Source organism: Variovorax sp. GW822-FHT04E09 (assembly GCF_058800845.1).
Genome location: NZ_JBXAMR010000001.1, coordinates 274,210 through 297,310 on the forward strand (window position 1 = coordinate 274,210; position 23,101 = coordinate 297,310).

Sequence of the window (23,101 nt, forward strand, 5' to 3'; positions counted from 1 at the left end):
CCGCCATGGAAACGCAGCTGGTCGAACTGGACCTCGCGGACTGGAATGCGGCCACGCCCAACGAGGCGTGGATTGCGGAACTGGAAGCCGGCAAGGTGCTGTACTTCCCGCGGCTGGGCTTCGAGCTGCTGCCTGAAGAGCGCAGCCTGCTGACGCCCAGCCTGCTGTCGCCCGACGTGCGCAACATCAGCCTCGACGCCCACGGCAAGCTCAAGGGCGCCGTCGGTGACGAGGCGGTGCAGCGTGCCGCGGCGGCGATGGTGAAGCGTTTTCGCACGCAGGCGCAGCAGCTCATCCATGGGCTGCTGCCGCACTACACGCCGGCCTTGCGCCTGGCGCCGACCAGCTACCGGCCGGCCCAGGTCGAGACGCGCGTGCAGTCGTGGCGCGCCGACGACCGGCGCCTGCACGTCGATGCATTCCCGTCGCGGCCCAACTACGGCGAGCGCATCCTGCGCGTGTTCACCAACGTCAACCCCGACGGCGCACCGCGCGTGTGGCGTGTGGGCGAGCCTTTCGAGGACATCGCCAAGCGCTTCCTGCCGCGGGCCAAGCCCTATGCGCGCTGGCAGGCCAAGCTGCTGCAGGCGCTGCACGTCACCAAGTCGTTCCGCAGCGAGTACGACCACCTGATGCTGCAGCTGCACGACGGCATGAAGTCGGACATGGCGTACCAGGAAAACTCGCCGCAGGAAACGGCGAAATTCCCGCCCGGTTCGGTGTGGGTGTGCTTCTCGGACCAGACCTCGCACGCCGTCATGGCGGGCCAGTACATGCTCGAGCAGACCCTTCATCTGGCCGCATCGAAGCAATACAATCCCGAATCGAGCCCGCTCGCCATCCTGAGCCGGCTGACCGGACGCACACTCGTCTGATCAATTCCCTCAATCGACCGCCGAACGGCAGCGTTCGGCGGTTTCGCTTTATGGAGAACCAACAACATGGCCACCATTCCGATCACCAAGCGCGGCGCTGAAAAACTGCGCGCCGAACTGCACCAGCTCAAGACGGTCGACCGTCCCTGGGTCATCAACGCCATTTCCGAGGCGCGTGCCCAGGGCGACCTGAGCGAAAACGCCGAATACGAAGTCGCCAAGGACCGCCAGGGCTTCATCGAAGGCCGCATCCAGGAAGTCGAAGGCAAGCTCTCGGCCGCGCAGATCATCGACCCGAGCGAGCTCGATGCCGGTGGCAAGGTGGTGTTCGGCTCGACCGTCGAACTCGAAGAAGAAGAGTCGGGCGATGCCGTCAAGTACCAGATCGTGGGCGAAGACGAAGCCGACCTGAAGCTTGGCCTGATCAACATCTCCAGCCCGATCGCGCGCGCGCTGATCGGCAAGGAAGAGGGCGACACGGCCGAAGTGCAGGCGCCGGGCGGCCTCAAGCGCTACGAGATCGTGGCGGTCCGCTACCTCTGAGCCGGATGAAAGACCGCGTCGCGCTGATGCTGGCGGCCCTCTGGTGGGGCAGCCTCAGCACCATCGGCTTCCTGGTGGTGCCGATGCTGTTCGCCCGGCTCGGCAACCCGGCGGTGGCGGGCAATTTCGCTGCCCAGCTGTTCGAGGCGCAGAGCTGGATCGCCATCGGCTGCGGGCTGATCCTGCTGATCCATTTCCGCCAGAAGGCCGACGACGGCATGACCGGGCCGGTGTTGACTGCGATCTTCCTGGTGCTGGCGGCGCTGCTGCTGGCGCTGTTGCAGCAGTACGCCGTGGCGCCGCGCATCGTGGCGCGCGACAACCTCAAGCTGTGGCACGCCGTGGGCACGGGCATGTACTTCGTTCAGTGGGCGTGCGCCGGCACGTTGCTGTGGCGCATGGGCGCCGCCGCTCGGGCGCCACGCTGAACCGGGGCGGCGACACGGATCGCCGCCGCCTCCGGCTTTACTCTTTCCAGTGCTTGGCGACCCAGCTCGCCGGCCGGATGTAGCGGAAGGCGCGGTTGCGCCGTCCCGCCAGCGCATCGGGCGGGTTGCACTCGCCGTGGAACACCATCACGCGGGCGCCTTCGGGCACGAAGGGCTCTTCCCAGTAGTTGGTGGGCCAGGTCGGGATGCCGTGGTACTTGAAGCTCGGGCACCAGGCGGCCGGCCAGTAGGCCAGCTTTCCTTGCTTGTGCAGCACATCCGACAGGTAGGCCTGCTCGTTGCGGTACTCGGCCTGCACCTTGTCCATGTTGGCGCGGAAGTACGCCAGCACGTCGGCATGGGCGCCCAGCTCGAAGCGGTAGACCGATGAATTGCCCGTGATCCGCTCGCGCCGCCAAGGGCGGGCGTAGTCGTGAATGATCAGGAATTCGCCGGGCTGCTCGAAGAAGGCGTCCAGGCTGCCGACGATCACCACGTCGACGTCCAGGAAGAGGGCGGTGCCGCGCAGGCCGTGCAGGTCCTGCTCGAAGGTCGTGAGCTTCTTCCAGGCGCCGTCGCGCTGGCCCGGGGCCAGCTGGAGGTTGAGTGGCGGAATCGGCAGGCACGTCACTTCGGGGCGGATGCCGTTGCCGTCGTCGGTCAGGCAGACGAACTTGAAGTCGCCGCTGAGGTGGCGGCGCACCATGGCGTAGAGCCGGTTGACGTACTCGGGGCCGTACTTGGTGCCCCACTTCATGCAGAGGATATGGCGCTGGGCGCCTTGCGCTGCCACCAAGTTCAGTCCGCCTGGTTGCGTTTCTTGGCCGACAGCGGACGCTTGGCCTTGGCGCGCTTGATGGTGCCGCCAGGGGTGAGGCGCTGGTTGCCGAGCACGCGCAGGGTCTTGATTTCGGGGCGCTGGCCGCCGCGCTTGCTGTACTTGACGATCTTCACGTCGCGCGGGCCGGGCATGCGGTCTTCGTCGATGACACGCTCTTTTTCGGGCTTCGGGCGCCACAGCACGAGCAGCTTGCCGATGTGCTGGATCGGGGCGGCGTCGAGCTCGTCGGCGAGCTCCTGGAGCATGGCGTCGCGGGCGAGGCGGTCGTCGGAGAAGACGCGCACCTTGATCAGGCCATGGGCCTTCAGGGCCGCGTCGGCCTCCTTTTTCACGGCAGGGGTGAGCCCGTCTCCACCGACCATGACGATCGGATCCAGGTGGTGAGCTTCGGCGCGGTGCACCTTGCGCTCGGCAGGGGTAAGTTGAATGGCGGGCATCCCCGTATTATCGACGCGTACACGAACACCCTCATGAGCACCAAAGCCAAAAGCAAAAAAGTCAACAAGGCGTGGCTTCACGACCACATCAACGACCCCTACGTGAAGCTCGCGACCAGAGAGGGCTACCGCGCCCGCGCGGCTTACAAGCTCAAGGAAATCGACGAGTCGCTCGGGCTGGTCAAGCCCGGCCAGCTGGTGGTCGACCTGGGCTCGACCCCGGGCGCCTGGAGCCAGTACTTGCGGCGGCGCATGTCGCCGGGCGGGGCGGCGGTCGGCGACCTCAACGGCACCATCATTTCGCTCGACCTGCTGCCGATGGAGCCCATCGAAGGCGTGACCTTCCTGCAGGGCGATTTCCGCGAGGATGCGCTGCTGGCGCAGCTCCTGGCGGTGCTGGACGGCCGCAAGGCTGACCTGGTGGTGTCCGACATGGCGCCCAACTTGTCGGGCATCCATTCGGCCGACGCCGCCCGGGTCGAGCACCTGATCGAGCTGGCCATCGACTTCGCCCAGAACCACATGAAGCCCGAAGGGGCATTGGTGGCCAAGGTCTTCCATGGCAGCGGGTACGACGAATTGGTCAAGATGTTCAAGGCCAATTTCCGCGTCGTGAAGCCGCTCAAGCCCAAGGCATCGCGCGACAAATCGGCCGAGACCTTCCTCATCGGCAGGGGATTGAAGGCATCCGATACGCATTGATACCTTGCCGCAGCGTGCCCTCCAGGGGCGCAAACCCTTGTCAGCCTATGGCTGCTATAGGGAAATGTCCGCTTTTCGCAGCTTGAAAAGCCTAAAATGGGGCGCAATTGCGTACCCTCAGCGCGTATTTCATATTCCCGTCACGCGCTTTCGACTGGAGCTTCGTTTGAACAATCAGTGGTTTTCCAAAGTTGCCGTATGGCTCGTCATTGCCATGGTGTTGTTCACTGTGTTCAAGCAGTTCGACACCCGCGGTGGCGTCGGCTCGGGAACGGTGAGCTATTCCGAGTTCCTGGACCAGGTCCGCAACAACCAGATCAAGAGCGCCATCATTCCTGAAGGCGCCGGCGGCGGCGAGATCGTCGCCGTCACCAACGACGATCGCAAGATCCGCACGACCGCCACGGTCCTGGACCGCGGCCTCGTGGGCGACCTGATCGACCACAACGTCAAGTTCGACGTCAAGCCGCGCGAAGAGGGCTCGCTCCTCATGACCCTGCTGGTCAGCTGGGGCCCGATGCTGCTGTTGATCGGGGTGTGGATCTACTTCATGCGCCAGATGCAGGGCGGCGGCAAGGGCGGGGCGTTCAGCTTCGGCAAGAGCAAGGCCCGCATGATGGACGAGAACAACAACACGGTGACCTTCGCCGACGTCGCAGGCTGCGACGAGGCAAAAGAAGAAGTCCGTGAAGTCGTCGACTTCCTGAAAGACCCGCAACGCTTCCAGAAACTCGGCGGCCGCATTCCGCGCGGCCTGCTGCTGGTCGGCCCCCCGGGCACCGGCAAGACGCTGCTGGCCAAGTCGATCGCCGGCGAAGCCAAGGTGCCGTTCTTCTCGATCTCGGGTTCCGACTTCGTTGAAATGTTCGTCGGCGTGGGCGCGGCACGTGTGCGCGACATGTTCGAGAACGCCAAGAAGAACGCGCCCTGCATCATCTTCATCGATGAAATCGATGCGGTGGGTCGCCAGCGCGGCGCCGGCCTCGGCGGCGGCAACGACGAGCGCGAACAAACCCTCAACCAGATGCTGGTCGAGATGGACGGCTTCGAAACCAACCTCGGCGTGATCGTGGTGGCTGCCACCAACCGCCCCGACATCCTCGACGCTGCTCTGCTGCGTCCGGGCCGTTTCGACCGTCAGGTGTACGTCACGCTGCCCGACATCCGCGGCCGCGAGCAGATCCTGGCCGTCCACATGCGCAAGGTCCCGCTGGGCCAGGACGTGAACCCGAGCGTGATCGCCCGCGGCACGCCCGGCATGTCGGGTGCCGACCTGGCCAACCTGTGCAACGAAGCCGCCCTGATGGCCGCCCGCCGCAATGCGCGCGTGGTCGAGATGCAGGACTTCGAGAAGGCCAAGGACAAGATCTTCATGGGCCCCGAGCGCAAGAGCATGGTCATGCCCGAGGAAGAGCGCCGCAACACGGCCTACCACGAGTCCGGCCACGCCCTCATCGGCAAGCTGCTGCCCAAGTGCGACCCGGTCCACAAGGTCACGATCATTCCGCGTGGCCGCGCCCTCGGCGTGACCATGAGCCTGCCGTCGCAGGACCGCTACAGCTACGACCGCGAGTACATGCTGAACCAGATCAGCATGCTGTTCGGTGGCCGCATCGCCGAAGAAGTGTTCATGCACCAGATGACCACCGGCGCCAGCAACGACTTCGAGCGCGCGACCTCCATCGCCCGCGACATGGTCACGCGCTACGGCATGACCGACGCGCTGGGCCCGATGGTCTACGCCGAGAACGAAGGCGAAGTGTTCCTGGGCCGCTCGGTCACCAAGACCACGAACATGAGCGAACAGACCATGGAAAAGGTCGATGGCGAGGTGCGCCGCATCATCGACGAGCAGTACGCCCTGGCGCGCCGCCTCATCGAAGAGAACAGCGACAAGATGCACGCCATGGCCAAGGCGCTGCTCGAATGGGAAACCATCGACAGCGAACAGCTCGACGACATCATGGCCGGCCGTGCACCGCGTCCGCCCAAGGACTGGACGCCGCGCATTCCGCCTTCGGGCAGCGGCGGCAGTGGTGGCACGCCGGCCGTCAATCCTGATCCGGCGCCGACCGCCGCTTGAGGTGGGCTTGAAATCAAGCAACAACGGGGCCCCTGGCCCCGTTTTCCATGGTGAGCCAGATGGTGCGGTTTGGCAGACCTCGCGTTTCAGGATTGATCTCGCGCAGCCGTGCGTGATGGGCATCGTCAACGTCACGCCCGATTCCTTCTCCGATGGCGGCACGCACGCGTCGACCGAGACCGCGCTGAAGCACTGCGAGCAGTTGCTGAAGGAGGGCGCCGACATCCTCGACATCGGCGGTGAATCGACCCGCCCCGGCAGCCCCGCCGTGCCGCTCGACGCCGAGATGGCGCGCGTGCTGCCCGTGGTGCGCGAGGCCGTGAAGCTGAACGTGCCGCTGTCGATCGACACCTACAAGCCCGAGGTGATGCGCGCCGTGCTCGACCTGGGCGCGGACATCGTCAACGACATCTGGGCGCTGCGCCAACCCGGCGCGCGCGAGGCCGTGGCGGCGCACCCGACCTGCGGCATCTGCCTGATGCACATGCACCGCGACCCGCAGACCATGCAGGCGCTGCCGATGCAGGGCGACGTGATTCCCGAAGTGCTGGCTTTCTGGGACGCGCAACTGGCGCCCCTGACGGCGCTGGGCATCGACCCTGCGCGCATCACGCTCGATCCGGGCGTCGGTTTCGGCAAGAGCGTGGCGCAGAACTTCGCGCTCCTCGGTCGACAGCGGGAATTGTTGGCAACCGGTTACCCCTTGTTGCTAGGTTGGTCCCGCAAGTCCTCCATCGGGGCTGTCACCGGCATCGACAATGCATCCGGGCGTACCGTGCCCAGCGTGGCAGCCGCCGTGCTGGCAGTGGACCGGGGCGCAGCGGTCGTGCGGGTGCACGACGTGCGCGACACCGTCGCCGCCCTCGCCGTATGGCGTGCCATGCGCGCGGAAGCACCGCAAGAACACCTTCAAAGAGCAACAACATGACCCGTAAGTATTTCGGCACCGACGGCATTCGCGGCACGGTCGGCCAATCGCCCATCACCCCCGATTTCGTGCTGCGCCTCGCACACGCCGTCGGCCGCGTGCTCAAGAAAACCCATGCCCGTCCCACGGTGCTGATCGGCAAGGACACCCGCATCTCGGGCTACATGCTCGAGTCGGCGCTCGAGTCGGGCTTCAACTCCGCCGGCGTCGATGTGGTGCTGCTCGGCCCGCTGCCCACGCCTGGCGTGGCGTACCTCACGCGCGCCCAGCGCGCCAGCCTGGGCGTGGTGATCAGCGCCAGCCATAACGCCTTTCCCGACAACGGCATCAAGTTCTTCAGCGCGCAGGGCACCAAGCTCGACGACGCCTGGGAGCTGGCCGTCGAGGCCGCGCTCGAAGAAGAGCCTGTCTGGGTGGATTCGGCCAACCTGGGCAAGGCCCGCCGCCTCAACGACGCGGACGGCCGCTACATCGAGTTCTGCAAGAGCACCTTCGCCAACGACCTGTCGCTGCGCGGCATGAAGCTGGTGGTCGATGCGGCCCACGGCGCGGCCTACCAGGTGGCGCCGAACGTGTTCCACGAACTGGGCGCGGACGTCACCAGCATCGGCTGCGCGCCCGACGGGCTCAACATCAACAAGGGCTTCGGCGCCACGCACCCCGAGGCACTGGTCGCCACCGTGACGGCGCAGAAGGCCGACTACGGCATTGCCCTGGACGGCGACGCCGACCGACTGCAGCTGGTCGATGCCACCGGCCGCCTGTTCAACGGCGACGAGCTGCTGTACCTGATGGTGGCCGAACGCATCGCGCGCGGCGAGAAGCCGGCGGGCGTGGTCGGCACGCTCATGACCAACAAGGCCGTCGAGATGGCCCTGCGTGCACAGGACATCGAGTTCGTGCGCGCCAAGGTCGGCGACCGCTACGTGCTCGAAGAACTCGACAAGCGCGGCTGGCTGCTCGGCGGCGAAGGCTCAGGCCACCTGCTGGCACTCGACCGCCACACCACGGGCGACGGCATCGTCAGCGCGCTGCAGGTGCTGCAGGCCTGCGTGCGCAGCGGCAAGACGGTGGCGCAGCTGCTCGAAGGCGTGACGCTGTTCCCGCAGACGCTGATCAACGTGCGCCTCGCACCCGACCAGGACTGGAAGAGCAACACAGCGCTCGCCAGCGAAACGAAGCGCATCGAAGCCGAGCTGGGCGATGCGGGCCGCGTGCTGATCCGTGCGAGTGGCACCGAGCCGCTGGTGCGCGTGATGGTCGAGGCGCGCGATCCGAAGCAATCGCAGTCTTGCGCCGAGCGCCTCGCGGCCACGCTCAAGCCCGCCGCATGACGACGACGGGCCGCATCGAAACCCGCCTGGCCGACTACCGCGATCCGCTGCAGGCTGCGGCCGTGGTCGAACTGCTCGACAGCTACGCGCGCGACCCCGCCGGCGGCGGCACGCCGTTGCCCGCGTCGGTGCGCGAAGGCCTGCCCGCCGCGCTGGCGGCGCGTCCGCAGGCGTTCAGCGTGCTCGCCTTCGACGGCGAAACGCCCGTGGGCCTGATCAACTGCATCGAGGGCTTTTCGACCTTCGCCTGCCAGCCGCTGGTCAACGTGCACGACGTGGTCGTGCGCGCCAGCCACCGCGGCCAGCGCGTGGCGCAGCAGATGTTTGCGCAGGTCGAGCAGGAAGCCCGCCGGCGCAGGGCCTGCAAGCTCACGCTCGAGGTGCTGTCGGGCAATGCGCCCGCGCTGCGCAGCTACGAGCGCGAAGGCTTCGTCAGCTACCAGCTCGATCCGGAATTCGGCCACGCTGTCTTCCTGCAGAAGAAGCTCTGACTGAACCAGGCCAATGAAAATGCCGCCGACGCAAGGCGTAGGCGGCATGGCCAGATTAGAAAGAGAAGGGCGCGGCGATCGCGCCCTTTCTTTTTTTCGGGATCAGAAGCGCGTGACAGGCGCGTCGGCAGTGGCGCCCGACTTGTCGGCGGCGTACTTGCCCAGCTCCCACTTGGCGATCGCGTTGCGGTGCACTTCGTCCGGACCGTCGGCAAAGCGCAGCGTGCGCGCCTGCGCATAGGCCGAGGCCAGCGGGAAGTCGTCGCACATGCCGCCGCCGCCGTGGACCTGCATGGCCCAGTCGATGACCTGGCAGGCCATGGTGGGCGCCACCACCTTGATCATGGCGATCTCGGTGCGCGCGACCTTGTTGCCGGCCACGTCCATCAGCCAGGCGGCCTTCAGCGTGAGCAGGCGGGCCATGTCGATCTTGCAGCGCGCTTCGGCGATGCGTTCCTGCGTGACGGTCTGCGAGGCGACGGTCTTGCCGAAGGCCACGCGCGACGAGGCGCGCTTGCACATCAGCTCGAGCGCGCGCTCGGCCAGGCCGATCAGGCGCATGCAGTGGTGGATGCGTCCGGGGCCAAGGCGACCCTGGGCGATCTCGAAGCCGCGGCCTTCGCCCAGCAGGATGTTGCCCACGGGCACGCGCACGTTCTCGAAGTACATCTCGACGTGGCCGTGCGGCGCGTCGTCGTAGCCCATCACGTTCAGCGGGCGCACGATGCGGATGCCCTTGGCATCGGCCGGCACGATGACCATGCTTTGCTGCGAGTGCTTGGGCGCTTCGGGGTCGGTCTTGCCCATGGTGACGAACACGGCGCAGCGCGGGTCGGCGGCACCGGAGATCCACCACTTGTGGCCGTTGATGACGTACTCGTCGCCCTGGCGCTCGATGCGGGTGGCGATGTTGGTGGCATCGCTGGAGGCGACGTCGGGTTCGGTCATCGCGAAGGCCGAGCGGATCTGGCCTTCGAGCAGCGGCTTGAGCCAGCGCGCCTTGATCTCTTCCGAGCCGTAGCGGGCGATGGTTTCCATGTTGCCGGTGTCGGGCGCCGAGCAGTTGAAGGCTTCGGAGGCCCATGGCACCCGGCCCATGATCTCGGCCAGCGGGGCGTATTCTTGATTGGTCAGGCCCGCACCCTCATAGCCCGAGGCCGAGGCGCTGTCGACTGGCAGGAACAGGTTCCACAGGCCTTGGGCCTTGGCCTTGGCCTTGAGCTTCTCGACGGTCTGCAGGGCGCTCCAGCGCTTGCCGGCGACCGTGTTGGCGGCCAGTTCGGCGCTGTACTCGGCTTCGGCCGGGTAGATGTGGTCTTCCATGAAGGCGAGAACGCGCTTCTGAAGCTCCTTGGTTTTGGCCGAATATTCGAAATCCATGCTGTCTCCTGGTGGGGTTAAGGGGGAGGGCTGGCTATGCCTTTTGGGCAAATTGCCAGGCCATCTCGGCCATCGGCCGTGCGCCACGGGCGGACGCCACGGCTTGCTCGCTCGATGCAGTACCGGCTTCGACGCGTTTCGCAATGCCCTGCAGGATGGCGGCCATGCGAAACAGGTTGTAGGCCTGGTAGAAATTCCAGTCGGGCGCCAGCGCCTCGGGCGTGCTGATGCGCGTGCGCTCGCAATAGCGGGCGATGTATTCGCTCTCGGTGGGAATGCCCAGCGCCGCCACGTCCACGCCGCCGATGCCGCGGCCGGTGGTGGGGGGCATGTGCCACGACATGCAGTGGTAGCTGAAGTCGGCCAGCGGGTGGCCCAGCGTGGAGAGCTCCCAGTCGAGCACCGCGATGATGCGCGGCTCGGTGGCATGGAACATCACGTTGTCCAGGCGGTAGTCGCCATGCACGATCGAGACCTTGGTCTCGTCACGTGCGCTTGCCGGCATGTGGGCGGGGAGCCAGTCGATCAGGCGTTCCATGGCGTCGATGGGCTGCGACAGTTCGCCGGCACCATCGGCCGAGGCCTTGTACTGCTTGCTCCAGCGGCCGATCTGGCGCTCGAAATAATTGCCGGGCTTGCCGTAGTCGCCCAGGCCGCGGGCGGCGAAATCGACCGTGTGCAGTGCCGCGATGACGCGGTTCATCTCGTCGTAGTAGGCCGCGCGTTCGGCGTTGCTGAAGCCGGGCAGCGACTGGTCCCACAGCACGCGGCCCTGCATGAACTCCATGATGTAGAAGGCGCGCCCGATGATGGACTCGTCTTCGCACAGGCAGTGCATGCGCGGCACGGGCACGTCGGTGCCCTGCAGGCCGCGCATCACCTTGTATTCGCGCTCGACCGCATGGGCCGAGGGCAGCAGCTTGGCGACCGGGCCGGGCTTGGCGCGCATCACGTAGCTCTGCGTGGGCGTGACGAGCTTGTAGGTCGGGTTCGACTGTCCGCCCTTGAACATCTCGACCGTCAGCGGACCCTGGAAGCCCTCGAGGTTCTTTTCGAGCCAGGCCGCGAGCGCGTCCACGTCGAAGGTGTGCTGTTGGGACACCGCGCGGGTGCCGATGAAACTGGAGAAGTCCTGGCTCATGTCGAATCTTTTTTAGTTGTCTGCTTCAGAGATGTGCATCAGCGCCGAGCGGTCCAGCACGACCAGTCCGGCCGGCTCGATCCGGATGGTGCCCTCGCGCTCCATCGTCTTGAGTTCCTGGTTGACCCGCTGGCGCGAGGCGCCGAGCAATTGCGCGAGTTCTTCCTGCGCCAGTTGCAGGCCGATGCGCGTCTGGCTGCCGTCGTCCAGGTTGGGCACGCCGTAGCTGCGCACCAGGTGGATGAGCTGCTTGGCCAGGCGTGCGCGCAAGGGCAGGGTGTTGAGGTCTTCCACCAGCCCGAACAGCGTGCGGATGCGGCGCGCCTGCAGCCGCATCAGCGCTTCGTACAGCTCGACGTGCGTGGCCAGGATCTTCTGGAAATCGGCCCGCGCCACGCACAGCACGGTGGTGTCGCCGTGCGAGTACGTGTCGTGCGTACGCCGCTCCCCGTCGAACATCGCCACGTCGCCGAACCAGATGCCTGGCTCGACGTAGGTCAGCGTCACCTGCTTGCCCGACACCGCGGTCGAGCTCACGCGCAACGCCCCCTTGGCACAGGCGATCCAGTGCTCGGGCGGGTCGCCGCGCGCGGCGAGCAGGTCGCCGTCCTTGTAGCGTTTGACAAAGGCGCATCGGAGGATGTCGTGCCGTAGCGATGGAGATAGGGAAGAAAACCAGCGACCACTGTTGATCGCTTCACGTTCTTCGATGGTAAGAATGGGGTCGTCCATGGTCTGTCCTCTCGGCGACTGAAAAGCTGTGGGGTGTCTCGGGAGCGACGCCGTCAGGCGTCACTCGTAGCGTGGTGGTGTCTTGTCGAGGAACGCGGCGATGCCGATGCCCGCGTTCGCGTGGTGCAGGTTGCGCACGAAATGATCGCGCTCCTGCGATAGCTGCGACGCCAGTGTGGCGCCGCGCGCGTCGCTCAGCAGCTCCTTGATGCTGGCCAGCGAATTCGGCGCACGCGCGTTCAGACGCGTGGCCAGGGCCATCGCGCCGGCCAGCGCCTGTCCGCTGTCGGTGAGCTCGTTGACGAGGCCGAAGGCATGCAGGCGCGCGGCCTCGATGCGCTCGCCGTTCATCAGCCATTCGCTCGCCAGCTGGCGCGGCAGCGCCTGCCCGAGGTGCCAGCTGAGGCCACCGTCGGGCGACAGCGCCACGTTGCTGTACGAGGCCGCGAACACGGCGTCGCGCGCGGCCACGACGAAGTCGCAGGCCAGCGCGAGCGAGAAGCCAGCGCCGGCCGCCGCGCCCTCGACGGCCGCGATCACCGGCTTGGGGAAGGTGCGGATCGAGTCGATCCAGTTGTGCAGGCCCTCGATGCTCTCGGCCTGCACCGAGCGGTCGAGCTGGCGGTTGGCCAGCAGCCGCTGCAGCGAGCCGCCGGCGCAGAACCAGGCGCCTTCGCCCACGATGACGACGCTGCGGATCTCGTCGCTGCTCTCGGCGCCGTTCAGCGCCTCGATGCCGGCGGCATAGATCTCAGGGCCCAGTGCATTGCGCTGGGTCGGGTTGACGATGGTCAGCACCATGGTGCTGCCTTCGCTGGTGCTCTTGAGTTCGGCGGTCATGGCGTGTGTGCCTGTTCGTTCGTTATTTATTCTTCTTCGTGCAGCAGGCTCAGGCCCAGCGCGCCGCGGCGGCGTAGCCACGGGCTCGGGCGATAGCGCGGGTCGCCGTACACGGTCTGCAGGTTGAACAGCACTTCGAGCATGTTGGTCGGCCCGTAGAGGTTGCCCATGGCGAGCGGGCCGCGCGGGTAGCCCAGGCCCAGCTGCACGGCGGTCTCGAGGTCGGCCGGCGTGCACACGCGCTGCTGGCACATGTCGGCGGCGATGTTGACGATGGCGCCGATCACGCGCTGCGTGACGAAGCCGCCGCTGTCGCGGATCACGCTCACGGCCTTGCCGTCGCGCGCGAAGAGGGCGTGCGCGGCGTCGCGCACGTCGCGGCGCGTGGCCGGGTTGGTGGCGAGCACGCGGCGCTTGGTGGCGGCGTCGTCGATCAGCATGTCGATGCCGACGGTGCGCGTGGCGTCCAACCGCTCGACCGCCGCGACCGTCGTCACGTCGAAGCCCAGCGGCGCGACCAGGATGATCGACTGCGGTGCGGGGGCGCTGCCGCTGTCGATCTGCGCACCCAGCGTGTTCACCAGGCGCAGCAGCTCGGCGCGGCGCGCGGCGCGCGGCGACACCCAGACCGCGGGCGTGCCTTCGATCACCGGCGCCGGCGCTTCGGGCGTTTGCTGCATCACGCCGTCTTCATAGCGGTAGAAGCCTTCGCCAGTCTTGCGGCCGAGTGCGCCGGCGGCCAGGCGCTGCGCGGTGATCACGCTCGGGCGGAAGCGCGGCTCTTCGAAGTACTGGTGGTAGATCGACTCCATCACCGGGTGCGACACGTCGAGCGCCGTGAGGTCGAGCAGCTCGAAGGGGCCGAGGCGAAAGCCTGCCTGGTCCTTCAGGATGCGGTCGATGGTGGCGAAGTCCGCCACGCCTTCGCCGACGATGCGCAGCGCCTCGGTGCCGTAGCCGCGGCCCGCGTGGTTGACGATGAAGCCGGGCGTGTCCTGCGCCTGCACGGCGCTGTGGCCCATCTGTGTGGCGTAGCCGGCCAGCTTCTGGCAGACCTCGGGCGAGGTCTTGAAGCCCGCCACCACCTCGACCACCTTCATCAGCGGCACGGGGTTGAAGAAGTGGAAGCCCGCGAAGCGCGCGGGGTGCTGCAGGCCGGCCGCGATGGCCGTGACCGACAGCGACGAGGTGTTGGTGACCAGCGTGGCCGTGGGCGCGACCACGTCCTCGAGCTCGCGAAACAGCGTGCGCTTGACCTCGAGGTTCTCGACCACGGCCTCGACCACGAGGTCGCAGCCTGCGAGCGCCTGCATGCCGTCGACCGCCTTCACGCGCGCCACGTAGGCGTCGCGCGTGGGGGCGTCGATCTTGCCCTTCTCGTGCAGCTTGTTCCATTGGGCGGCGAGGGCTTCGCGGCCACGCTCGGCGGCGCCTGCGAAGCTGTCGAGCAGCAGCACTTCGCTGCCGGCCTGGGCGGCGATCTGCGCGATGCCGCGCCCCATGGCGCCGGCGCCGATCACGCCGATTCGGGGGTAGTTCACTGTCATGGGATCAAGGTTCTCATGGGTTGGTGGGTGTCCGGGGCGGCCGCGCCGGCGCGGGTGCGCGACGCGGACGAAAGCTCCGATTTTGCAATCTCGCGGGAGGCCCGCGCCCCGGGTGTTACGCGGGGCATCGGATTCAGGCCGGGCGGCGGCTGCGGTCGATGGCGAAGCTCAGGCCCATGGCCAGCAGCATCAGTGCAAAACCGACCCGGCTCATCCACTCGGTGGCGTCGTTCGCCAGCAGCCAGCCGCCGAGTGCTGCGCCTAAGGCCTGGCCGATGTAGATGCCCGAGCTGTTGAGCGCCACCGAGCCCGGCGCCAGGGCGGGCGCCAGCCCCACGAGGCGCGCCTGCTGCGAGGAGTTGGTGGCAAAGCAGCCCAGGCCCCAGGGCACGAGCACCACCGCCAGCCACGCCAGCGTGCTGGCCAGCGGCCACAGCAGCAGGCTCAGCGCGATCAGCCCGGTCGTCAGCAGCACCATGCGCCCGGCGCCGACGCGGTCGATGTAGCGGCTCACCACCATGTTGCCCAGCAGGCCGAAGGCGCCGAACAGCGCCCACATCAGGCTCAGCGTATTGGCGTCGGCGCCGAAGCCCTGCTTGAGCAGCGGGCCGAAATAGCTGAACAGCACGAACTGGCCGACGCCCTGCAGCGCCGTGACCGACACGATGCCCATCAGTACCGGGCTGCGCAGCACGCGCGACCAGGCGGCGGCCGTGAGCGCGGCGGGCCGGATGCCGCTGGGCAGCGTGAGCCAGACCGAGGCGGCGCTCACGACGCTGAGCGCCGCGATGGCCATGAAGGCCATGCGCCAGCCCAGGTGGCCACCGATCAGCGCACCGATCGGCAGGCCCAGCACCGAGGCCACCGACCAGCCGAGAAAGACGAAGGTGACGGCGCGCCCGCGCTGCTCGGGCGGCACCAGCATGCCGGCGCAGGCCGCAGCCTGGGGCGTGAAGATGGCGGGCGCGATCACCGTCAGCATGCGCACCGGCAGCAACGCGCCGAAGCTGGGCACGAGCGCCGCGACCACGTGCCACGCGGCGTACCAGAGCAGAGTGAGGGCCAGCAGCTTGCGGCGGTCCCAGCCGGCGACCGCGGCGGCCAGCAGCGGGGCGCCCAGGCACATCACGAAGGCGGCTGCGCTGATCAGCTGGCCTGCGGTGGCGACTTGGACCGCCAGCGAGGCGCTGATCTCATTGAGGGTGCCCGGCACGACCATCACGCCCGTGCCGATCACGAAATTGCCGGCCAGCAGCGCCCAGAGCGCGCCTCGCTGCGGCGCGGGCCGGCTCATGCGCTCACCGCCGGACCTGCAGCGCGCCGGGGTTCACGATGTTCGTGGGGTTGCCCTTGATGAAGCTCACGACGTTGTCGAACGCCTGGCCGAAGTAGCTTTCGTAGCTTTCCTGCTCGACGTAGCCGATGTGCGGCGTGCAGATGCAGTTCTCGAGCCGCAGCAGCGCATGGCCCTGCAGCGGCGGTTCGCTCTCGAACACGTCGATGGCCGCCAGCCCGGGGCGGCCGCGGTTGAGCGCAGCCAGCAAGGCATCGGCCTCCACCAGCTCGGCGCGCGAGGTGTTGACGAACAGCGCCGTCGGCTTCATGCGCGAGAGGTCTTCGAGCTTGACGAGGCCCTGGGTGTCCTCGTTGAGCCGCAGGTGCACCGACAGCACGTCGGCGGCGGCAAAGAATTCGTGGCGGTTCTGTGCCACCTGGAAGCCGTCGGAGCGCGCCTTGGCGCAGCTGGCCTCGCGGCCCCAGATTACGACCTGCATGCCGAAGGCCTGCCCGTAGCGCGCCACCAGCTGGCCGATGCGGCCATAGCCCCAGATGCACAGCGTCTTGCCCTTGAGCACCGAGCCCACGCCGAAATTCGGCGGCATCGACGCCGACTTGAGGCCCGACTGCTGCCAGGCCCCGTGCTTGAGGTTGCTGATGTACTGCGGCAGGCGGCGCATGGCCGCCATGATCAGCGCCCAGGTGAGTTCGGCGGGCGCCTGCGGCGAGCCCGAGCCCTCGGCCACCGCCACACCGCGTTCGGTGCAGGCCGTGACGTCGATGTGGCCGCCGACGCGACCGGTCTGGGAAATCAGCTTGAGCTTGGGCAGCTTCTCGATGAGCTGGCGGGAGATCTGGCTGCGCTCGCGGATGAGCACGATGACGTCCGCATCCTTGAGGCGAACCGACAGTTGGCCGATGCCCTTGACCGTGTTGGTGTAGACCTTGGCGGCGTAAGCGTCCAGCTTGGCAGCGCACTGCAGCTTGCGCACGGCGTCCTGGTAGTCGTCGAGGATCACAATGTTCATGGCATGCCATTGTGCCTCGCAGCATCGGCACGTCGCACGTGTGAACGTTTGGATACCCGGCGCCGGATGGCGGCCGGAAGGCCCGTTTCAGGCCGATTCCAGTGAATCCGCCGTGCGCATGAGGGGCGCACAGAGTGCGCAGGCACGGCGGGTTCGTTGGCACTTTCTCAGTGCAGGTGGCTGGGGCGGGGCGTGCCGCTCCCGGTTTCCGCGGCTTCCAGTGCGGCGAGCCGGTCGAGTTCGGCGCACACGTCGGCCATGCGGCCGGAAATCACGACCCGGTTGGCGCAGCCGCGCTGCGAGCCTTGCCGGTCGACCACGCGGACCACGCGCAGCGGGCGGGCGGGCGTGGCGGCGGACGGTGACGCGGTCGGCGCCGGGCTGCCAGCGGTGCGCGCCGTGCAGGCCGGGCGAATGGCCACGTAGCGCAGGCCAGCGGCTGCATCGCCGCTCTCACCATGCGAGGGACGGCGGGCGGGCATCCAGCGGGTGGCCAGCGATTGCAGGGGCGACCAGAGGTCGGCGATGGCGAGGAGGGCGATTCCCATGTGAACTCCAAAAAAGTATGAGGTTGAACACAGGCAGGATTTCTTGAATCGGTCACGACAGGGTGATGGCGACTTCGCGCCATACGCCCGCCACCTGTCGCGGCCGGATGAGGTGCTGCTGCGTGTGGACAGCAGGCCCGGGGCCTACATCAGCATCGTGTTGCGGATGAGGCCGACCGCGAGGCCTTCGATCTCGAAGGGCTCGCCGGGCTGGACGATGATGGTCGGGTAGTCGGGGTTCTCGGCGTGCAGCTCGATCACCTGCTTGTTGCGCTTCAGGCGCTTCACGGTGACTTCTTCGCCCAGGCGTGCCACCACGATCTGGCCGTTGCGCGCTTCCTTCGTGGCCTGCACGGCGAGCAGGTCGCCGTCCATGATGCCGGCGTCGCGCATCGACATGCCGCGCACCTTGAGCAGGTAGTCGGGTTGGCGCTGGAAGAGCGTGTTCTCGACGTAGTAGGTCTGGTCGACGTGCTCTTGCGCGAGGATGGGCGAACCCGCCGCGACACGGCCGATGAGCGGCAGCGCGAGCTGGGCCATGCCGGGCAGCGAGAGCGAGAACTGGTTGCCTTCGCGGTGGCGCGTTTCGTGGAGCGAGCGCAGCGCATCGCCCTTGAGGCGGATGCCGCGCGAGGTGCCGCTGACGAGTTCGATCACGCCCTTGCGGGCCAGGGCCTGCAGGTGCTCCTCGGCGGCGTTGGCCGACTTGAAGCCCAGCTCGTTGGCGATTTCGGCGCGCGTGGGCGGCGCACCGGTGCGTGCGATGGCGCCCTGGATCAGGTCCAGGATCTGCTGCTGGCGGGCGGTAAGCTTCACTGCGAACTGCATAGTGGTTTCCTTGCGGCACTGGCTAGATATCCAGTACCTGTATTTTTAACCAGTTTTCAAAAGTTGACAAGCCATGACTCATTCCTCTTCGTCCGGGACGCGCCGCGTGGTGGTGCTGGGCACCGGCGGCACCATTGCCGGCAAGGCCGCCAGCAGCGGCGACAACATCGGCTACACCGCCGGGCAGGTGGGCGTGGCGGACCTGCTGGGCGGCATCGAAGCGCCGGCCGGCGTGACGCTGGTGGCGGAGCAGGTCGCGCAGCTCGACAGCAAGGACATGGACGCCGACACCTGGCGCCAGCTGGCCGCGCGCTGCGCACACTGGCTGGCGCAGTCGGACGTGGCCGGCATCGTGGTCACCCACGGCACCGACACGCTGGAAGAGACCGCCTTCTTCCTGCACGCCGTGCTCGCGCCGGCCAAGCCGGTGGTGCTGACCTGCGCGATGCGCCCGGCGACGGCCCTGTCGCCCGATGGTCCGCAGAACGTGCGCGACGCGCTCGCGGTGGCCTCGACGCCGGGCGCGCAGGGCGTGACGGTGGTGTGTGCGGGCACGATCCACAGCGGCCTCGATGTGCAGAAGGTGCACACCTACCGCCTCGATGCCTTCGCGTCGGGCGATGCGGGGCCGGTCGGCTATGTGGAGGAGGGCGAAGTGCGGCGCGTTGGTGCATGGCCGCAGGGGGCGCCGCTCGATGCGGCGCGGTTGGAGGCGGTGTCGAAGCCGTGGCCCCGCGTCGAGATCGTCATGAGCCACGCGGGCGCGAGCGGTGCGATCGTGGAGGCGTTGCTGCTCCCGTCGGCTGAGCCCTTGCGCGGGCTGGTCGTGGCCACGACCGGCAACGGCACCGTGCACCACGCGCTGGAAGGCGCGGCGCTGAAGGCGCAGGACGGCGGCGTGGCAGTGCTGCGCGCCACGCGCTGCACGAACGGACGCATCCTGCCGAAACCCGGTGACGGGCTGCGGGATGCGGGCGCACTCACGCCGGTGAAGGCGCGGGTTGCGCTGGTGCTGGAACTGTTGGGAGTGGCCGCCCTGCCGGAGTCGGAGGGCGGCTAGGAGAACGAGGCTGACGAATCAGCCGCTGGATCAGCTGTTCAGTGCGGCAAGCGCGCGCTGCGTGATCTCGTCGACCGTGCCCACGCCCTGGATGGCGCGGTACTTTGGCGCAGCGGCCGGATCGGTCTTGGCCCAGGCCGAGTAATAGTCGACCAGCGGACGGGTCTGCTGGCTGTAGACGTCGAGCCGCTTGCGCACGGTCTCTTCCTTGTCGTCTTCGCGCTGGATCAGCTCTTCACCGGTCACGTCGTCCTTGCCTTCCACCTTCGGCGGATTGAACTTGACGTGGTAGGTGCGGCCCGATGCCGGGTGCGAGCGGCGGCCGCTCATGCGTTCGATGATGTCGCCGAAGGGCACGTCGATCTCGAGCACGTAGTCGAGCTTGACGCCGGCCGCCTTCATGGCGTCGGCCTGTGGAATGGTGCGCGGGAAGCCGTCGAACAGGAAACCGCCGTTGCAGTCGGGCTGCGCGATGCGTTCCTTCACGAGGTTGATGATCAGGTCGTCGCTGACCAGTGCACCCGAATCCATGATCGTCTTGGCCTGCAGCCCGAGGGGGGTGCCTGCCTTGACCGCGGCGCGCAACATGTCGCCGGTCGAGATTTGGGGGATGCCATATTTCTGGCAGATGAAGGTCGCTTGCGTGCCTTTGCCTGCTCCGGGCGCGCCCAGCAAAATAAGTCTCATGGTGTCCTCGGAAGGTTCTTAGATTTTGTGTCGCGCCCCATGCGCACCCTCAGGCGCGCCGAGGCGGAATTGCATCGAGGATAGCATGCGTCCCCGTGACAAATTGCCGCCGTCTCCCTCGGGGCGGCCTGCAGCTCACGCAGGCGAGCCGGCCGCGAAGACGGCGCGCACGCGTGCCAGGTCTTCGGGCGTGTCGATCCCGGGGCCTGGGGCCACATCGCTGACATGCACCGCGATACGGTGTCCGTGCCACAGCGCACGCAATTGTTCGAGCGCCTCGGTGGCTTCGACAGGGGCGGGCGACAGCAACGGAAATTGCCGCACGAAGCCTGCGCGATAGCCGTAGATGCCGATGTGGCGCAGCGGTGCCGGGCTGGGCAGCACCGAAGGCGCCGCACCACCCGAGGAGCCGTCGCGCCACCAGGGGATCGGCGCGCGGCTGAAATAGAGCGCATGGCCTTGCGCATCGAGCACGGCCTTCACCACGTTCGGGTTCATGAAGTCGGCCAGCGAGTCGATCGCATGGACGGCGGTGCTCATCGCGGCCTGCGGGCGCGCGGCCAGCGTGGCGGCAACGGCGTCGATCAGCGCGGGGTCGATCAGCGGCTCGTCGCCCTGCACGTTGACGACGATCGCGTCACCGTCGAGTCCGAGCTGTTCGCAGGCTTCGGCCAGCCGGTCGGTGCCGCTGGGGTGGTCCTGGCGGGTGAGCAGGGCCTCGACGCCGTGCGCCTTGCAGGCGTCGATGATGGAAGCGTCATCGCCGGCCACCACCACGCGAAGGGCGCCGGACTGGCGGGCACGTTGCGCCACGCGCACGACCATGGGCAGGCCGGCGATATCGGCGAGCGGTTTGTTGGGAAGTCGCGTCGAAGCCAGCCGGGCCGGCACCAGAACGGTGAAGCTCACAGGCCCAGCTCTTCGTCGGACAGCGTGCGGGCCTCGTTCTCGAGCAGCACCGGGATGCCGTCGCGCACCGGGTAGGCCAGCCGCGCGCTGCGCGAGCAGAGTTCCTGCTTCTCGGCGTTCCAGGTCAGCGGGCCCTTGGTGACGGGGCAGACGAGCAGTTCAAGCAGCTTGGTATCCATCGAGCGATGATAGCTTTGCGTCGAGGGCGGCGAAGAACGCCGGCGAGGGTTCGAAGTGCAGTGGCACGGCGAGCGCGTGGGGCGCCTGCTGCCAGAGCTTGACGGCGTCTTTTTCCGTGCAGACGAGCGGCAGGGCGGGGTCGGCCGGGCGTTGCCAGCCAGTGAAATCGTGGTGGTCAGGCAGCGCGAGGGTGTCCGCGAGCGTCAGGCCGCGTGCGCGCAGCATCGTGAAGAAGGCCTCTGGCCGTGCAATGGCAGCGAGCGCGATCACGGGCTGGCCGGCGAGCGTGTCGAGTGGGATGCGTCGGCCGTCCTTCGCGAGGGCGTACGGCGCCAGTTCGCGGGTGGCGGTGTAGCCGTCGGCGAAGGCGGGCCGCTCGCCGCTGTGCAACAGCAGGTCGCAATGGCGCGGCCACGGCTCACGCAAGGGACCGGCGGGCAGCAGCCAGCCGTTGCCGACACCGCGGTCATCGAATACGCAGATCTCGATGTCGCGCGCCAGCGCCAGATGCTGCAGGCCGTCGTCGCTGACGATGACCTGCGTCGCAGGGTGCCGTTCGAGCAGGGCGCGTGCGGCCTCGATGCGCTGCCGGGCCACGAAGACCGGCGCGCCGGTGGCATGGTGGATCAGCGCGGGTTCGTCGCCGACGTCCTGCGGGTCGCTGTCAGCCTGGACTTCGCGGCAGTCGTCGGTGCGGCGGCCGTAGCCGCGCGACACCACGCCCACCCGCAGGCCACGCGCCTGAAGGTGGCGCACGACGGCCATCACGACCGGTGTCTTGCCGGCTCCACCCACGATCACATTGCCGACCACGATCACGGGTACCGGCACGCGTTCGGTTTTCTGCCAGCCCCATCGATAGAAGGCGCGCCGCAACGCGAAGAGGGCGCCGTAGACCTGCGACAGCGGCCACAGCAGGCAGGCCAGCGCACCGCGGCGCAGCCAGGCATCCTGCAGCCGCGCGCCGGTCGACACTCAGTGACCGGCCTGGGCCGTCGACTGGGCGGCGAAGGTGATCTGCATCAGGCCGGCACGGCGTGCGGCCTCCATCACCGTCACCACGGCCTGGTGCGGGCTGGCTGCGTCGGCGCTGATGATCACGACGCTGTCCTTGCCGCCGGTGGCGGCGGCGCCGAGCGCGGCGGCCACGGTGTCGACGCTGCGGTCCGCCAGCGGCGACTTGTTGATCACGTAGCGGCCGTCGGCCGACACCGCCACGATCACCTCTTTCGGGTAGTCGCGCTGGGCGTCGACGTCCGCGGTCGGCAGCCGCAGCTGCATCTCGGTGAACTTGCTGTAGGTGGTCGACAGCATCAGGAAGATCAGCACGACCAGCAGCACGTCGATGAACGGGATCAGGTTGATCTCCGGCTCGTCGCGCGCGCCGTGGCGAAACTGCATGCGGCCCCGAGTCATAGGCTCACCCCCAGGCTGCGCGCACTTCGTGTCGCTACGCCAACCCCCTTCCGGGGGCGACACCTGCGGCCCGGCGAAGCCGGTTCCGCGGTGTCCCTGGTGTGGCGGCCGTCGGTTGCTGCGATGGCCGTCATTTGCGAAGTGCGTTCAAGTGGCGCGCGAAGCGCTCGCCCGAGAGTTCGAGGTTCAGCAGGTACTCGTCGACGCGGCTGCGGAAATAACGCCAGAAGATCAGCGTGGGGATGGCCACGATCAGGCCGAAGGCCGTGTTGTACAGCGCGATCGAGATGCCGTGCGCCAGCTGCGCCGGGTTGCCCGAACCGACGGCACCGCTGCCGGGCGACTGCGAGCCGAAGATCTCGATCATGCCGATCACCGTGCCCAGCAGGCCGAGCAGCGGCGCCGCCGAGGCAATGGTGGCCAGCGCCGGCAGGTAGCGCTCCAGCTTGTGCGCCACGGTGCGGCCCGAGGCCTCCATGGCGGCGCGCAGGTCTTCTTCGGTGCAGCGCGGGTTGGCGTTCAGCGCGCGCAGGCCGGCGGCCAGCACCTGGCCGAGCATCGAGTTGCTTTCCAGTTTGGTCACGACATCGGGGCCGGGAACCGCGCCGCGCGACACGGTGATGGTCTCGTCCAGCAGCTTCGGCGGCAGGACCTTGACGGTCTTGAGGCTGGTGAAACGTTCAATGACCAGCGCGAGTGCGATGACCGAACAGGCGAGCAATGGCCAGATTGGCCAGCCCGCGGCAACAATGATGGAAAACAAGAAAATCCTCCGGCCCGTAGACTGCAAATGCGCGGCGATTATCCACCGAGCCACCATCGGCTCGCGGCTTGTTTGCGTGTCGGCAAGGACGCACAGATTCTG

General features: G+C 67.7%; 26 protein-coding genes. 9 read left to right on the top strand and 17 right to left on the bottom strand.

Annotation, left to right across the window (positions count from 1 at the left end):
- Positions 1 to 5: 5 nt before the first annotated feature.
- From kdoO to AC1RL8_RS01325, 3 genes are all read left to right on the top strand, one after another.
- Positions 6 to 875 (top strand): Kdo hydroxylase KdoO, encoded by an 870-nt coding sequence (gene kdoO / locus AC1RL8_RS01315; RefSeq protein ID WP_095947722.1) that lies wholly within the window; start codon positions 6 to 8, stop codon positions 873 to 875.
- Between the two features lie 66 nt (positions 876 to 941).
- Positions 942 to 1,418, top strand: a complete 477-nt coding sequence (greA, locus tag AC1RL8_RS01320; protein ID WP_056518766.1) for a transcription elongation factor GreA — start codon at positions 942 to 944, stop codon at positions 1,416 to 1,418.
- 5 nt (positions 1,419 to 1,423) lie between these two features.
- Complete coding sequence (locus AC1RL8_RS01325; RefSeq protein WP_095745195.1) at positions 1,424 to 1,846, top strand: DUF4149 domain-containing protein; 423 nt, start codon at positions 1,424 to 1,426, stop codon at positions 1,844 to 1,846.
- 37 nt (positions 1,847 to 1,883) lie between these two features.
- Here AC1RL8_RS01325 and AC1RL8_RS01330 read toward each other — a convergent pair whose 3' ends face one another.
- Together AC1RL8_RS01330 and AC1RL8_RS01335 are read right to left on the bottom strand one after the other, a co-directional pair.
- Positions 1,884 to 2,603 (bottom strand): glycosyltransferase, encoded by a 720-nt coding sequence (locus AC1RL8_RS01330; RefSeq protein WP_167395020.1) that lies wholly within the window; start codon positions 2,601 to 2,603, stop codon positions 1,884 to 1,886.
- Between the two features lie 41 nt (positions 2,604 to 2,644).
- The gene (locus AC1RL8_RS01335) at positions 2,645 to 3,124 is read right to left on the bottom strand and encodes a YhbY family RNA-binding protein (RefSeq protein ID WP_062471564.1); all 480 of its coding nucleotides are present in this window, start codon (positions 3,122 to 3,124) and stop codon (positions 2,645 to 2,647) included.
- Between the two features lie 33 nt (positions 3,125 to 3,157).
- Between AC1RL8_RS01335 and AC1RL8_RS01340 the strand changes: the two genes are divergently transcribed.
- The 5 genes from AC1RL8_RS01340 to AC1RL8_RS01360 all read left to right on the top strand — a co-directional run bounded on the left by AC1RL8_RS01340 (position 3,158) and on the right by AC1RL8_RS01360 (position 8,662).
- Positions 3,158 to 3,826, top strand: coding sequence for an RlmE family RNA methyltransferase (locus tag AC1RL8_RS01340; protein WP_307583523.1), 669 nt, complete (start codon positions 3,158 to 3,160; stop codon positions 3,824 to 3,826).
- Between the two features lie 166 nt (positions 3,827 to 3,992).
- Complete coding sequence (ftsH, locus tag AC1RL8_RS01345; RefSeq protein WP_062471558.1) at positions 3,993 to 5,909, top strand: ATP-dependent zinc metalloprotease FtsH; 1,917 nt, start codon at positions 3,993 to 3,995, stop codon at positions 5,907 to 5,909.
- 115 nt (positions 5,910 to 6,024) lie between these two features.
- A complete protein-coding gene (gene folP / locus AC1RL8_RS01350) occupies positions 6,025 to 6,837 on the top strand; it encodes a dihydropteroate synthase (RefSeq protein WP_492685585.1) in 813 nt (270 codons plus the stop codon).
- Positions 6,834 to 8,171, top strand: coding sequence for a phosphoglucosamine mutase (glmM, locus tag AC1RL8_RS01355; RefSeq protein WP_492685586.1), 1,338 nt, complete (start codon positions 6,834 to 6,836; stop codon positions 8,169 to 8,171). Before folP ends, glmM begins: the two co-directional genes overlap by 4 nt.
- Complete coding sequence (locus tag AC1RL8_RS01360; RefSeq protein ID WP_492685587.1) at positions 8,168 to 8,662, top strand: GNAT family N-acetyltransferase; 495 nt, start codon at positions 8,168 to 8,170, stop codon at positions 8,660 to 8,662. Before glmM ends, AC1RL8_RS01360 begins: the two co-directional genes overlap by 4 nt.
- Positions 8,663 to 8,764: 102 nt before the next feature.
- Here AC1RL8_RS01360 and AC1RL8_RS01365 read toward each other — a convergent pair whose 3' ends face one another.
- The 9 genes from AC1RL8_RS01365 to lexA form a co-directional block, all read right to left on the bottom strand.
- A complete protein-coding gene (locus AC1RL8_RS01365) occupies positions 8,765 to 10,042 on the bottom strand; it encodes an acyl-CoA dehydrogenase family protein (protein ID WP_062471546.1) in 1,278 nt (425 codons plus the stop codon).
- Positions 10,043 to 10,076: 34 nt separating this feature from the next.
- Complete coding sequence (locus AC1RL8_RS01370) at positions 10,077 to 11,183, bottom strand: phosphotransferase (protein ID WP_492685588.1); 1,107 nt, start codon at positions 11,181 to 11,183, stop codon at positions 10,077 to 10,079.
- A gap of 12 nt (positions 11,184 to 11,195) precedes the next feature.
- On the bottom strand, positions 11,196 to 11,915 hold the full coding sequence (locus AC1RL8_RS01375) for a Crp/Fnr family transcriptional regulator (RefSeq protein ID WP_062471540.1): 720 nt from the start codon (positions 11,913 to 11,915) through the stop codon (positions 11,196 to 11,198).
- A gap of 60 nt (positions 11,916 to 11,975) precedes the next feature.
- Positions 11,976 to 12,755 carry an oxepin-CoA hydrolase, alternative type gene (locus AC1RL8_RS01380; RefSeq protein ID WP_070060542.1) on the bottom strand — a complete coding sequence of 260 codons (780 nt, stop codon included), beginning with the start codon at positions 12,753 to 12,755 and terminating at the stop codon, positions 11,976 to 11,978.
- A 26-nt stretch (positions 12,756 to 12,781) separates the two neighbouring features.
- On the bottom strand, positions 12,782 to 14,302 hold the full coding sequence (locus AC1RL8_RS01385) for a 3-hydroxyacyl-CoA dehydrogenase (RefSeq protein WP_070060543.1): 1,521 nt from the start codon (positions 14,300 to 14,302) through the stop codon (positions 12,782 to 12,784).
- 133 nt (positions 14,303 to 14,435) lie between these two features.
- Positions 14,436 to 15,596 (bottom strand): MFS transporter, encoded by a 1,161-nt coding sequence (locus AC1RL8_RS01390; protein ID WP_492685591.1) that lies wholly within the window; start codon positions 15,594 to 15,596, stop codon positions 14,436 to 14,438.
- Positions 15,597 to 15,600: 4 nt separating this feature from the next.
- Entirely contained in the window at positions 15,601 to 16,608 is a 1,008-nt protein-coding gene (locus AC1RL8_RS01395) for a D-2-hydroxyacid dehydrogenase family protein (RefSeq protein WP_062471528.1), read from the bottom strand.
- Positions 16,609 to 16,775: 167 nt separating this feature from the next.
- A complete protein-coding gene (locus AC1RL8_RS01400) occupies positions 16,776 to 17,156 on the bottom strand; it encodes a hypothetical protein (protein ID WP_354343614.1) in 381 nt (126 codons plus the stop codon).
- Between the two features lie 144 nt (positions 17,157 to 17,300).
- Positions 17,301 to 17,984: a transcriptional repressor LexA gene (gene lexA / locus AC1RL8_RS01405; protein WP_062471522.1), complete on the bottom strand. Its 684-nt coding sequence runs from the start codon at positions 17,982 to 17,984 to the stop codon at positions 17,301 to 17,303.
- A gap of 73 nt (positions 17,985 to 18,057) precedes the next feature.
- Between lexA and AC1RL8_RS01410 the strand changes: the two genes are divergently transcribed.
- Positions 18,058 to 19,044, top strand: a complete 987-nt coding sequence (locus tag AC1RL8_RS01410; RefSeq protein ID WP_492685593.1) for an asparaginase — start codon at positions 18,058 to 18,060, stop codon at positions 19,042 to 19,044.
- A gap of 30 nt (positions 19,045 to 19,074) precedes the next feature.
- Here AC1RL8_RS01410 and adk read toward each other — a convergent pair whose 3' ends face one another.
- The 6 genes from adk to AC1RL8_RS01440 form a co-directional block, all read right to left on the bottom strand.
- Positions 19,075 to 19,731 carry an adenylate kinase gene (gene adk, locus AC1RL8_RS01415; RefSeq protein WP_062471515.1) on the bottom strand — a complete coding sequence of 219 codons (657 nt, stop codon included), beginning with the start codon at positions 19,729 to 19,731 and terminating at the stop codon, positions 19,075 to 19,077.
- A 135-nt stretch (positions 19,732 to 19,866) separates the two neighbouring features.
- Positions 19,867 to 20,640, bottom strand: a complete 774-nt coding sequence (kdsB, locus tag AC1RL8_RS01420) for a 3-deoxy-manno-octulosonate cytidylyltransferase (RefSeq protein WP_070060548.1) — start codon at positions 20,638 to 20,640, stop codon at positions 19,867 to 19,869.
- Positions 20,637 to 20,819: a Trm112 family protein gene (locus AC1RL8_RS01425; RefSeq protein ID WP_013541700.1), complete on the bottom strand. Its 183-nt coding sequence runs from the start codon at positions 20,817 to 20,819 to the stop codon at positions 20,637 to 20,639. Before AC1RL8_RS01425 ends, kdsB begins: the two co-directional genes overlap by 4 nt.
- Entirely contained in the window at positions 20,800 to 21,795 is a 996-nt protein-coding gene (lpxK, locus tag AC1RL8_RS01430) for a tetraacyldisaccharide 4'-kinase (RefSeq protein ID WP_492685594.1), read from the bottom strand. Before lpxK ends, AC1RL8_RS01425 begins: the two co-directional genes overlap by 20 nt.
- Positions 21,796 to 22,221, bottom strand: a complete 426-nt coding sequence (locus tag AC1RL8_RS01435) for an ExbD/TolR family protein (protein ID WP_062471507.1) — start codon at positions 22,219 to 22,221, stop codon at positions 21,796 to 21,798.
- 145 nt (positions 22,222 to 22,366) lie between these two features.
- Complete coding sequence (locus AC1RL8_RS01440; RefSeq protein WP_070060550.1) at positions 22,367 to 22,999, bottom strand: MotA/TolQ/ExbB proton channel family protein; 633 nt, start codon at positions 22,997 to 22,999, stop codon at positions 22,367 to 22,369.
- Positions 23,000 to 23,101 lie beyond the last annotated feature (102 nt).